Consider the following 12,480-nt stretch of genomic DNA (forward strand, 5'->3'; position numbering starts at 1 on the left):
TGCGCCGAAGACGCCAACGGCTCCCCCCCAACAACCCCCCAGCAAGATCGCCGAAGGCGATCGCGCGGAAACCCCGAACGGCGCCCAACGCCAGGGGTCCCCACACTGCGCCGAAGGCGCCGTGTGGGGGAAGGCTAATCCTGAGGCGGTGCGGTCTTGGCGATCTGCATCAGGAACTCGTAGTTCGTCCTGGTCTGCTTGAGCCGGTCGAGCAGGAGCTCGAGGGCCTGCTGGGTCTCCCTGGTGTGGAGCACGCGACGCAGCTTGTGCATAATCGCGAGCTCGTCCGGGGCAAGCAGGATCTCCTCCTTGCGGGTACCGGAGGCGTCAACATCCACCGCGGGGAAGATCCGCTTATCGGCGATCTTGCGATCGAGTTTGAGCTCGGCGTTGCCGGTTCCCTTGAACTCCTCGAAGATCACAGTGTCCATCGTCGAACCGGTCTCCACTAGCGCCGTCGCAATGATCGTCAGAGACCCGCCGTTCTCGATGTTGCGGGCCGCGCCGAGGAACCGCTTCGGCGGGTAGAGCGCCGTCGAGTCGACACCACCGGACAGGATACGACCGGAGGCCGGGGCTGCCAGGTTGTAGGCACGGCCCAATCGGGTGATCGAGTCGAGCAGCACGACGACGTCGTGGCCCAGCTCGACCAGGCGCTTGGCCCGCTCGATGGACAGCTCGGCAACATTGGTGTGATCGGCCGGTGGACGGTCGAAGGTGGACGCGATGACCTCGCCCTTGACCGACCGCTGCATGTCGGTGACCTCCTCCGGCCGCTCATCGATGAGCACGACCATGAGGTGGACTTCCGGGTTGTTCGTCGTGATCGCGTTCGCGATGGACTGCAGCACCATCGTCTTACCCGCCTTGGGCGGGCTGACGATCAGGGCCCGCTGCCCCTTGCCGATCGGCATCACGAGGTCGATGACCCGCGTGGTCAGCATGTGGGGCTCGGTCTCCAGGCGCAGCCGCTCCTGGGGGTAGAGCGGAGTCAGCTTGGTGAACTCCGGCCGGCCGCGCGCCTCCTCGGGCTCCATCCCGTTGATGGTGTCGAGCCGGACCAGCGCGTTGTACTTGTCCCGGCGCTGCTCGCCCTCCTGCGGGGCGCGGACGACACCGGTGATGGCGTCACCGCGGCGCAGCCCATTGCGACGCACCTGGGCGAGGCTGACGTAGACGTCGGTCGGGCCGGTCAGGTACCCGCTGGTCCGCACGAAGGCGTAGTTGTCCAGAACGTCGAGAATGCCGGCGACGGGGACCAGGACGTCGTCCTCGCGCAGGACCGGCTCGTTCTCGCTCGGGCCGGCCTGCCCACCGCGACCGCGGTTACGACCGCGTTCCCGGAAGCGGCCCCGCCGGCCACGAGCGGCGAAGTCGTCCTCGCCTTGTCCCCCTTGCCCCCCCTGCCCGGGCCGGTCGCCGCCGGAACGCTCTGCCCCGGACCGGTCACCCTGCTGGGTGCGGTCCACGCGGCTGGGACGATCAGCGGCCTGACGGTCCGTACCGGAGCGACGGTCCGCGCCTTGGCGGTCCGCCGTGGCACGCTCGCCACCGGCCTCACCGCCCTGACGGTCGCTCGCGCTCACCCGGCCGTTGTCGGCGGAACGATCCCGACGGTCCTCCCGGCTCCGGGGACCGGCATCGGTCTGACGGTGGGACGCGGCGGCCGGCGGAGCCGACGCGGGCGCCCCGGTCGGCTGGGCGGACACGGCCGGCTGGGCGGACACGGTCGGCTGGGCGGAAGCCACGGCGGAGGCGGCCGATCCGGCCCGGGCATCCGTAGCCGATCCGGCCCGGGTCTCCACGACCGTGTCCCCGGCCGCCGTTTCGGGCAGGGTCGGCTGCTCGACGGCGGGGCTCGCCGCCGCCCGAGAGGCCCCACGACGGGAACGGGTGCGGGTAGCGGTACCGTCCGGGCCGGCAGCCTGCCGGGACACCCGCGGCGCGGGAGATGTCTCGCTCGCGGCCGGGACCGGTCCGGCGGACGAGGCCGGCCCCGATTCCGCCGGGAGCGGCGCAAAGGCCGAGGAGGCCGCGAGGGCCGAAGAAGTCGCTGGGGCTGCCGCGGCGGGCGCGGCCGCGGACTCGTTGTTCTGCAGGTTCTGGATCGCGGCGATGAGCTGGCCTTTGCGCAACCGGCCTACGCCCTGGATCCCCAGGGACGAGGCCTTGGCCTGCAGTTCGGGGAGCAGCATCGCGGACAGACCGGTGCCCTGCCGGCGGCGTCGGGTCACGGCCGCACCTTCTCCGGCCGGAGAAGGTGCGGGGAGAGCGGTCCGGGTGGTACGGCCTGCGCGCGAGTCACCGTTCCCGGTGGGCTCACCGTTCCCGGTGGGCTCACCGTTCCCGGTGGGCTCACCGTTCCCGGTGGGCTCAGCGTTCCCGGTGGGCTCAGCGTTCCCGGTGGGCTCAGCGTTCCCGGTGGGCTCAGCGTTCCCGGTGGGCTCAGCCGAGATGGCGTCTGCGGACGAGATGCCCGCCGCCAAGTCGCTCTCCCGGGGCGATGCAGGCGTCACGGGCGGCGCAGACTCACGTGCGCTCTGCGGCAGCACGTTGGTGGTGTCGCTCAAGGTTTTCCTTCCCTGAAGGAACTGGCTCCTGGTGAGCCGGGCGTTGCTTGTGGACCTTCTTCGCCTGCACACATGCCGGATGAAGGGGTATACAGCACCGGATGGGCGAGCATCGCGCCCGTGTACGGCGCCAGCGGCCGACTGCCGCGAGCGAACTCGCCGATCCCGCCTGGGGAGTGCCGGTGTGGAGCCGAGGCAACGACGACGAAGCTTATACACCGGAGCCCCGAACCATGTTCCATCTGGCGAGACCAGAGCGGCACGGCGGGAGCGAGCACGCGCCGCGGTGGCAGCGGGTGCAGTCACCAGACTATCCAGCGGCAGACACCTCGGCAACAACCTTGAGACGTCAGGACTTCCCGATGTGACACACAACCGCGAATCGGGAGCTCGCAGCGCCAGCCGTCGCAGCGGATCCCACCGCGGGCAACCGGGTCATGGCGCCGCGGATCGACATCGGATGACGCGTGCACCGCGTCTATCCACCGGCAGCGGGGCGACAGAGAACCCGGCACCCGCCACATCCACCGCCGCCGCGGCCTGTTCACCGCCGACGGCGAGGGCGATGACGGATGGCCCCGAACCGGACAGGGCCGCCGCGATCCCCCTGCCGCGCAGCCGACCGACGAGGTCTGCCGACGCCGGGACGCCGGGGAACCGGTAGGGCTGATGCACCAGATCCTCGGTGGCACGCAGGAGTGCCTCGGCACGTCGGGACGGCTGCCCGGCGGCCGGCTCGGCTGCCGACATCGTCAACGCCAGCAGCGCGGCCCGACCGAGGTTGCGGGCGGCGTTGGCGAATGGAACGCTGCTCGGCAGCGCCCCGCGCGACTGCTCGGTCGACTGTCGTATCGCGGGGATGAAGATCACGGGTCTCAGCTCGGCGAAGGGATCGACGCGCAGGGACCGGGCACCGTCGCCGTCCAGCCACGCGACGGTGAAGCCCCCGCTCAGCGCCGCGGCGACGTTGTCCGGGTGCCCCTCGATGGCGCTGGCGAGCCGCAGCATGCCCGCAGGCCCGAAGAAGCCGGCTCCGGACGCCGCGCCGGGCACCGGGCCCGGCTCGGACGCGTCATCGGGCGCGGACACGGAGTCCGCGTCGGCGTCGAAAACGGCATCGGCCTCGAAGGCGGGCCCGAGGTCCGGCTGCGCGAGCGCGGCGGCGGCGACGACCCCGGCGACGATCGCCGCGGCCGAGGATCCCAGCCCGCGGCCGTGCGGGATCCGGTTGACGCAGTGCAACGCGAGACCGGGCTGCGCCCGGCCGAGGGTGTCGAAGGTCGCCCGGATCGCCCGGACCACGAGGTGCGTCTCGTCCCGGGCAACGACGTCCGTGCCGACGACGTCGACGGTGAGGCCGGATCGGGTCGTCTCGACATCGACTTCGTCATACAGGCCTAATGCCAAGCCGAACGCGTCGAAGCCGGGGCCGAGATTCGCGCTGGTCGCCGGCACCCGGACCCGGACCCGCCGCGACACGCCGTCGGCGGCGGTGACCGGCCCGGACCGACCGGCCCGCTCGGCGAAGGCTGCCGTCCCGCCTGGACGCGGGGAGAACCGAGTGGTCACGAGCGCCGCAGCCCCAGCGCCTCGGCGGCGCCCGCGACGGTCGGGCGGATCGTTTCCGGCCGGGCCGCGCCGCTGATCGCCCAGTCAGGGTCCTTGAGCCCGTTACCCGTGACGGTGCACACGACCTGCTCGCCGGGTTCGATCCGGCCGGCCGCCCGCGCCTTCAGCAGGCCTGCGACGCTCGCGGCGCTGGAAGGCTCCACGAAGACACCCTCCCTGCGGGCCAGCAGGCGGTAGGCGGCGAGGATCTCCCGGTCGTTCACGGCGTCGATCAGACCACCGGAGGCCTCCCGCGCCTCGACGGCGAGACCCCACGAGGCCGGGTTGCCGATGCGGATCGCCGTGGCGATCGTCTGTGGCGAGGTCACCACCTCGCCCCGCACGATGGGCGCGGCACCCGCTGCCTGGAAACCGCACATCCGCGGGCGGCCGCTGGCGATCCGGTTGTTCTCCTCGAGGTAGCCCCGCCAGTAAGCGGTGATGTTGCCGGCGTTACCGACCGGCAGGCAGTGGACGTCCGGGGCCCGGCCGAGCGCCTCCACGATCTCGAAGGACGCCGTCTTCTGCCCCTCGAGACGGAAGGGGTTCACCGAGTTGACCAGGGTGACCGGCGAGGTGTCGGCAAGTTCGCGCGCCACCCGCAGGCAGTCGTCGAAGGAACCGTCGAGCTGCAGCAGCCGGGCCCCGTGGACAAGCGCCTGGGCGAGCTTGCCCAGGGCAATCTTCCCGCTGGGCACCAGCACCGCGCAGGTGATGCCGGCGCGGGCCGCGTAGGCGGCGGCCGACGCCGAGGTGTTGCCGGTGGACGCGCAGATGACGGCCTGGGAACCGGCGCCGACAGCCCGGCTGATGGCCACCGTCATCCCGCGGTCCTTGAAGGACCCGGTCGGATTCGCCCCTTCGATTTTGAGATGAACCTCACATTCGGTGAGGTCGGAGAGATGTGCCGCGGGCAGCAGGGGCGTCCCACCCTCACGCAACGTGACGACGGGTGTGTCGTACGCGATCGGCAGACGGTCCCGGTACTCCTCGATGATTCCCCGCCACGGCCGATGCGGCCGCTCGGGCGCCGCGGACAGCACCGGCACGGCCGGCTCGTCCGCGAGCGGTGTGGATGACGTCGTGGTCACGGCTCACCTCCCTCAACCCGTATCACGCCGGACACCGCCCGGACACCTGCGAGGCCGCGGAGCTCCTCGACGGTGGCGGACAGTGCCGCGTCCGGGGCGGCATGCGTCACCAGGACGAGGCTCGCGTCGTCGCCGCGGCCGTCCTGACGAACGCTCCTGATGGACACATCGTGACGCGCGAACGCCCCGGCGACCGTCGCGAGTACGCCGGTCTTGTCGGTGACGTCGAGATTCACGTGATACCTCGTCACGGTACGGCCCATCGGCAGCACAGGCAGCGCGGCGTAGGACGATTCACCAGGGCCGCGGCGGCCGGCGATACGGTTGCGCGCGACCGCGACCACATCCCCGAGCACCGCCGAGGCGGTCGGCGCTCCGCCGGCACCCTGGCCGTAGAACATCAGCTGGCCCGCCGCCTCGGACTCGACGAACACCGCGTTGAAGGCCTCCCGCACCCCGGCCAGCGGGTGGGTCCGCGGGATCATCGCCGGGTGGACCCGCACGCTGATCCCCTCGGTCTTGGCCGAGCGTTCCGCCACCGCGAGCGCCTTCACGGTGCAACCGAGCTCCCGGGCACTGGCGATGTCGGCGGTGGTGACCTCACCGATGCCGACCCGGTAGACGTCGTCGATCGTTACCCGGGAGTGGAAGGCCAGCTGGGCCATGATGGCCGCCTTCGCAGCCGCGTCAAACCCATCGATGTCGGCGGAGGGATCGGCCTCAGCATATCCGAGCGCACCGGCCTCGGCGAGCGCCTCGGTGAACGACGCGCCGGTCTCGTCCATCCGGGTCAGCACGAAGTTGGTCGTCCCGTTGACGATGCCGAGCACCCGGTGCACGCGATCCCCGGCCAGGCTCTCGCGCAGCGGGCGGATCAGCGGGATGGCCCCGGCCACGGCGGCCTCGTAGTAGAGATCGGTGCCGGCCGCGGCGGCCGCGTCGTGCAGCGTCGCGCCGTCCGAGGCCAACAGGGCCTTGTTCGCGGTGACCACCGACTTACCCCCCCGCAGGGCGGACAGCAGCCAGGAGCGGGCCGGCTCGATGCCGCCGACGAGCTCGATCACGATGTCGACGTCGTCCCGGGCGACGAGGCCCGCCGCCTCCCCGGTGAACAGCGCCGGATCCACGTCGAGAGTGCGGGCGCGGCCCGGCCTGCGCACCGCGATCCCGGCGAGTTCCAAGGGAGCCCCGACCCGGGCGGCGAGATCGGCGGCGTTGGCCTGCAACAGCCGGACGATCTCGCTGCCGACAACTCCACAGCCTAGCAACGCAATCCTCACCGCGCCACCTCCGGGGAGGCCGGGCCGGCGCCCGGCTCAACGTCCAGGCCCGGACCGGCGTCCACGCCCGGCTCGACAGTCAGGCCCGGCTCGACAGTCAGGCCCGGCTCGACAGTCAAGCCCGGCTCGGCGTCCAGGCGCAGCAGGTCGTCCTCGGTCTCCCGCCGGACGATGATCCGGGCCGCGCCGTCGCGCACGGCGATCACCGGTGGACGCGCCACGTGGTTGTAGTTGCTGGCCATCGACCGGTGGTAGGCGCCGCTGGCGGGAATGGCCAGCAGGTCACCGGGCCGGACGTCGTTGGGCAGCGGCACGTCGTGGGCGACGACGTCCCCAGACTCGCAGTGCCGGCCGACGACCGTGACGACGTGCGTCGTGGCCAAACCGGTCCGGGAGACCAGCCGGGCGGTGTAGCGGGCGTCATAGAGCGCCGTGCGGATGTTGTCGCTCATGCCGCCGTCCACGCTGACGAAGGTGCGCAGCCCGGGCAGCTCCTTGACGGTGCCGACCTCGTAGAGGGTCACCGTCGTCGACCCGACGATGGCCCGTCCCGGTTCCACCGCGAGGCGCGGGACGGTCAGGCCCGCGGCGGCGCACTCCTTGCCGACCACGGCGGTCAGCCGCTCGGCGACGTCGGTGACCTCCAGCGGGGCGTCCTCGCCGGTGTAGGCGATGCCGAGGCCACCGCCGAGGTTGAGCTCGGGCAGTTCGAGGCCGTGGGTGTCGCGGATGCGCGCGAGCAGGCCCACCAGGCGGTGCGCCGCCAGGCCGAACCCGGCCGTGTCGAAGATCTGCGAGCCGATGTGCGCGTGCAGGCCGACGAGTTCGAGGGAGCCAGCGGCCGCGAGCACGCGTTCCACCGCCTCGGCCGCCGACCCGCCGGCCAGCGAGAACCCGAACTTCTGGTCCTCCTGCCCAGTGGAGACGTAGTGATGTGTGTGCGCCTCCACGCCCGGGGTGACGCGGATCAGCACGCGTTGGCACCCGCCCGCCTCGGCGGCGACGGCTGCCAGGCGGGTGATCTCGGCGAAGGAGTCGACGACGATCCGCCCGACGCCATAGCCGACGGCCGCCCGCAGTTCCGCGACGGACTTGTTGTTGCCGTGGAAGAGCAGTCGATCCGCCGGGAAGCCGACCGAGCGGGCCACTGCGAGCTCCCCGCCCGTACAGACGTCGAGATTCAGGCCCCCCTCATCCACCCAGCGAGCGACCGTGCGGCACAAAAAGGCCTTGCCTGCATAGTAGACATCACACTCGGCGAACGCCCGCCGCCAAGCCGCGCACCGGGCCCGGAAGTCGGCCTCGTCGAGAACGAAGGCCGGCGTGCCGAACTCGGCAGCCAGCTCGTCGACCCGGATCCCACCGATCCGCAGCACGCCGTCGGCGTCCAGCCGGGCCGTGGCCGGCCACAGATTCTCCTCCAACGGCACCACCGCTGGGCTGTCGATCTCGCTCATCTCGCCTCTGCCTGCCTCAGGCCGCCTGGCCTGCCTCATGCCGCCTGTTTCACGCTTTCCGACCGGCTCGTTCCCGAACCCGCCCGGACGCCCGGACGGTCGGACCAACCGCTCGTCACATCCGCTCGGGGGCGCTGACCCCGAGCAGTCCCAGGCCGTTCGCGAGCACCACCCGGGTTGCCGCCACGAGGAGCAGCCGCGCACCGGTGGCCGGACCGGGCTCGGCGTCGCCCCGCGGAAGCACCCGGCAGGAGTCGTAGAACCGGTAGTAGACCCCGGCAAGTTCCTCGAGATAGCGGGCGAGCCGATGGGGGCCGCGCAGCCTCGCGGCGGACTCGATCACTCGGGGGAACTCGCCGAGCGCGCGCAGCAGCTCACCCTCCCGCGGCTGGGTCAGCAGGGCGACGTCGACCGGCTCGGTCGCGGCCGTGAGGCCCAGGGACTCGGCCGTGAGGCCCAGGGACTCGGCCGTGAGGCCCAGGGACTCGGCGTTGCGCAGCAGCGAGCTGATCCGCGCGTGGGCATACTGCACGTAGAAGACCGGGTTGTCACTGGTCTGGCGGGCCATCAGGTCCGGATCCAGCTCGAGCGCCGAATCCGGCGAAGAGCGGACCAGCCAGTACCGCGCCGCGTCGGCCCCGACCGCGTCGGCCAGGTCGTGCAGGGCCTGCTCGGACGCCCGGCGGTCGTAGTAGTACTCCGTGCCCACCTCGAACCCGGCCGCGGGCAGGATGCGCCCCAGGGCGTCCCCGACGGCCGCCCAGCGCGCCGAGGCCAGCGTCACCGGGCCGGTCGGGCTCGCGCTGACGAACTCCAGATTGACCCGGACACCTCGTGGCCTGACCGCCCGGCCGTACCGGTCACCGGCCGACACCACCGTGCGGGCGATCTCCCCGAGGGCGGCGTCGGCCAGCCGGAAGTTGAGGAACCCCGGGCCGGCGACGTCCACGGCGGCGAGCTCGCTGTCGGTGGCGAGCCGCCGGGCCAACGTCTCCGCGACGGCGCGCGGCGGACGACGGGCGGCCCTGGCAAGCTGGAGCGCGACCGGGGATGCGTAGTCCCCGTGCTCGGGCGTCTTCGGCCGCTCCACCGTGACGGCGGTCGGCACAGTCACGTCCAAGTCGCCGTCCGCGACCGCGCGGCCGATGGCCGTCACGATGGCGTCAGCGAGATCGGCGGGGGTCATGACGGCGATGTTATCGGCGCCGGGTCAGACCGGCTGGCCGGCAGCCAGCCGCTGGACCACGCCGATGAGTTCGTCCGGGTCGAACGGCTTGGTCAGGTAGTAATCCACCCCGACCCGCACCCCACGCTTGACGTCGGCCTCCTGGGCCCGGGCAGTCAGCATAATCATCTTGATGGCGGCGGTGTCCGGTTCCTCCCGCAGCCGGGCGGCCACGTCCCAGCCGTTCATCCTCGGCATCATGATGTCCAACGTGATCACCTGTGGGGCGACCTCGCGCACCATCTCCAGGCAGTCCACGCCGTCTACGGCGGTATGGACCTCAAAGCCCTCCAACTCAAGGTTGACGACCACGAGCTGACGTATCACCGCGTCGTCGTCGACGACGAGGACTCGGGGGGTGGCAGGGTACACACCGGAAGCTTACGGCGACCCGGATTCCCGATCCGGCGTTCCGTCCTGGTAACGTAGGCCGCGTTGACCCGGGGCCCCCGTAGCTCAGGGGATAGAGCACCGCCCTCCGGAGGCGGGTGCGCAGGTTCGAATCCTGCCGGGGGCACGTACTGCATCCACGCGGTGAAGGTGCCGGGTGGTTGTCGTACGCGGTGCGGGGGTGTTGGCGGCCACTTCCGCGAGATCGGCGACCGTGTCGAGGTCGCTGACCGGAATTTTGATCATCATCTGTACCTCCTGCTTCTCGTGATCGAGGTGGACGGTGAGCTGGGTGATCTCGTAGAGGCGTCGCTGTAGCTCCTCGGGTGCCTTGTCGAGCTTGAGCGTGAGTGTCGGTAGGGCGTCGAGGAGGGTGAGGCTGTCGGGGCCGGGCCGGTCGGGTTCTGCGTCGTCGGCCGTGTCGAGTTCTTTGATCTTCGCAAGGGCGGTCTTGCGCTCGGTGTCGAGCTGGTTGTAGGTGGCTCGCAGTCCCTGGGTGAACGGGTCGTCGGGGTCGCCGTCCTGGGCTTGGCGGAGCAGGTTGTCCTGCCGCCGTCCAAGGTCGTCGATCTTCTTGCGGAGCCTGCTCCGTTCGGCCGCCCGCTCCTGGGTCGCGCGGTCGTCGAAACTGGCGAGTTCCGCGGCCAGCAGGGCGACCCGGCTGCGACCGAAGACGCGTTCGGTGTAGAAGTCGGTGATCGCGGCTTCGAGGACGTCTTCGCGGATGCGGACGGTCTTGGGGTGGTCGGCGAGCTTGTCGTCGCGGCCCCTGTTATTCGCTTTCGGCCAGCAGATGTACCAGACGGGCGCGCCGGGTTCACGGACGTTGCCGAACATCCGCCGCCCACAGGTGCAGTGGACCATGCCCCGGAACACATACGTCCGCTTCGTCGCGGGATGGGCGTTGAGGTCGTTGTGCTGCCGGGAGCCGCGCCGGGCCTGGCGGTGGGCGTTGAACTCGTCGAACATCCACTTCGGGATCAGCGGTTCGTGGACGGGCTGCTCGGACCAGACCCACTTCTCCGGCCCGTTGACCGCCCCGTGCCGTGAGCGGCTCGCCCGGCGGTTGAACACCTGGTAGCCGGTGTACTTCGGGTTACGCAGCAGATCGGCCACCGTCGACTTCGACCAGGCCCCGCGTGCCCGGTAGGCTCCGCCGACCGGCTCGGGCGGCGGGTAACGTTCCAGATCGGCGTTGAGGGCCTCGGCGATCGCGCCGTAGCCGAGCCCGCGGTAGTAGCGCCAGTGCGCGATCTGGGTGACCGTCTCGCCGCGTGCCCCGTCGGGTTCGAGGCGGGTCTTGGTCGCCCCTCGGTCGGCCTTGGCCGAGTTCGGGTGCCGGTAGTTGCGGGCCCGGTAGCCGTAGGGCGGTTTGCCGATGTTCCAGCCGTCGCGGACGTGGGTGCACAGCCCACCCCAGCTGCTTTCGAGGGTGTTCCAGACCTCGTACTCGGCGACGGACTGGTTGATCCTCCGGTGCAGGATCTGCCCTGCCCGCGGCCCACCGACCTTGATCGGCTCGTTCCACGCCAGCAGCGCGACGCCGGCCTGTTCGAGCTGGCGTTCGATCGCGAGGTTCTCGTACATCCGCCGGGCGATCCGCGACATCGACTCACAGATCACCGCATCGAACCGGCACCGCGGATGCTCCGCCTCGGCCAGCAGGTCATCGATCCCGCCGTCGCGGGGGATCGGGATGTCGAACCGGGACACGTCCGCCCCGTGGCCGCGCTGATCGAGGTCCTTGCGGCCCGACTCCACGTCATAGAAGTGCGCGACGATCACCCACGACTCCGGCAGCGCCGACTTCGCCCGGTCCAGCTGACGCATCAACGACTGGCGCGGGTCCTGCTGCTCCTCGGTCGAGGTCCGCCCCGCGAACGCGACCCGGACCTCCCGATCCAGCCCTGCCAGCGGCATCGCGAACGGCGACACCGCCAGATCCGACAGTGCCGGGTTCGCCGGATCCGCCGCCCGCCTCGCCGGCCCGGGTCCCGGACGGCCTGGGTCGGCCGCCCGGGACGGACGATCAGGATCGATCACGCCGCCTCCTCCTCCGCTCCACTGTTCTCCGTGGCCTCGCCGGTGTTCTCCGTGGCCTCGCCGGCGGCCCACAGCAGAAGATCCCGGATCACGTCCGCGAGCTCCGCCCGGATCCGGTCAGCCTCCAGCCCGCTGATCGTTTCGACCTCGCCGTGGAACACCCACCGCCGGCCAGGCCGCCCGCTCCCGCCCTCCGGGCGGGGTCGCAGCGCGACGACCCGCGCGTCCTGCGCCTCGGGCCGCTCCCCCACCGACCCGGGAGGGTCGTCCCCGGCCGGGGCGCCGCCCGTCGCGGCGGGCCGGTCGCTCTGGCCAGGGCTGGCCGTGTCGGGCTCGGCGGTCCGCGGCTCGCCGCGGTCGTCCGGGTGGTCGAGGGAAGCGGGGGTGTCGGCAGCCGTCACAGAGCCTCCAGACGTCGCGGGAAGGGACGTGGCAGAGGCAGGGGAGGCCAGGATCGGGCAGCCGCTCCCAGCAGGGCACGGGGCAGTATCCGGCTCATCGACAACAAAGGTAACACCCGGACGGGCCGGAAGAGAACCCAACAAACACGGGAAATGCTCCGATCCGGGAATGGATCGCGGGCAGCGCACCGCTCCAGCCGAGTCGGGATTCCCATCTGGGGTCCAGGCGGAGAACCGACCGGGAAAAGAGCCGGGTCCGGACCCGGACTCGCCCCCCGAGTCCTGGCCGACCGGCGGCGCGTCGGCCGGCGTCCGCGCCGGCCCCGCAGGCGCGGGGACGGGGCGCGGGCCGTCTGGCTGCTGCGCCGCAGGCGATGCCGGGCGCGCGAGGCGCGGCGGGTGGGGAGAGTCGGGA

8 protein-coding genes, 1 tRNA gene and 1 pseudogene are annotated in these 12,480 nt (G+C 71.6%); 1 reads left to right on the forward strand and 9 read right to left on the reverse strand.

All coding sequences use genetic code 11. The features are described 5' to 3' along the window. Positions 1-134: 134 nt before the first annotated feature. From rho to AC08OV_RS09415, 7 genes are all read right to left on the reverse strand, one after another. Positions 135-2,234: a transcription termination factor Rho gene (rho, locus tag AC08OV_RS09385; RefSeq protein WP_476619549.1), complete on the reverse strand. Its 2,100-nt coding sequence runs from the start codon at positions 2,232-2,234 to the stop codon at positions 135-137. A gap of 771 nt (positions 2,235-3,005) precedes the next feature. Then, entirely contained in the window at positions 3,006-4,139 is a 1,134-nt protein-coding gene (locus AC08OV_RS09390; RefSeq protein WP_476614822.1) for a homoserine kinase, read from the reverse strand. Continuing rightward, positions 4,136-5,269 (reverse strand): threonine synthase, encoded by a 1,134-nt coding sequence (thrC, locus tag AC08OV_RS09395; RefSeq protein ID WP_476614823.1) that lies wholly within the window; start codon positions 5,267-5,269, stop codon positions 4,136-4,138. The genes AC08OV_RS09390 and thrC overlap by 4 nt, the downstream gene beginning before the upstream one ends. Further along, positions 5,266-6,549, reverse strand: a complete 1,284-nt coding sequence (locus tag AC08OV_RS09400; RefSeq protein ID WP_476614824.1) for a homoserine dehydrogenase — start codon at positions 6,547-6,549, stop codon at positions 5,266-5,268. The genes thrC and AC08OV_RS09400 overlap by 4 nt, the downstream gene beginning before the upstream one ends. Further along, entirely contained in the window at positions 6,546-8,006 is a 1,461-nt protein-coding gene (lysA, locus tag AC08OV_RS09405; RefSeq protein ID WP_476614825.1) for a diaminopimelate decarboxylase, read from the reverse strand. The genes AC08OV_RS09400 and lysA overlap by 4 nt, the downstream gene beginning before the upstream one ends. Before the next feature lie 115 nt (positions 8,007-8,121). Continuing rightward, a complete protein-coding gene (locus tag AC08OV_RS09410) occupies positions 8,122-9,192 on the reverse strand; it encodes a DALR anticodon-binding domain-containing protein (RefSeq protein WP_476614826.1) in 1,071 nt (356 codons plus the stop codon). 24 nt (positions 9,193-9,216) lie between these two features. Then, positions 9,217-9,603: a response regulator transcription factor gene (locus AC08OV_RS09415; RefSeq protein WP_462186535.1), complete on the reverse strand. Its 387-nt coding sequence runs from the start codon at positions 9,601-9,603 to the stop codon at positions 9,217-9,219. 73 nt (positions 9,604-9,676) lie between these two features. Here AC08OV_RS09415 and AC08OV_RS09420 point away from each other — a divergent pair. After that, positions 9,677-9,748 (forward strand) — tRNA-Arg (locus AC08OV_RS09420). Between the two features lie 620 nt (positions 9,749-10,368). Here AC08OV_RS09420 and AC08OV_RS09425 read toward each other — a convergent pair. After that, a pseudogene (locus AC08OV_RS09425) lies at positions 10,369-11,541 on the reverse strand (recombinase family protein); the annotation flags it as partial. A gap of 119 nt (positions 11,542-11,660) precedes the next feature. Next, positions 11,661-12,065 carry a hypothetical protein gene (locus AC08OV_RS09430; RefSeq protein WP_476619550.1) on the reverse strand — a complete coding sequence of 135 codons (405 nt, stop codon included), beginning with the start codon at positions 12,063-12,065 and terminating at the stop codon, positions 11,661-11,663. Positions 12,066-12,480: the final 415 nt, after the last annotated feature.

The organism is Frankia sp. CeTa3Moorea, from assembly GCF_978021225.1.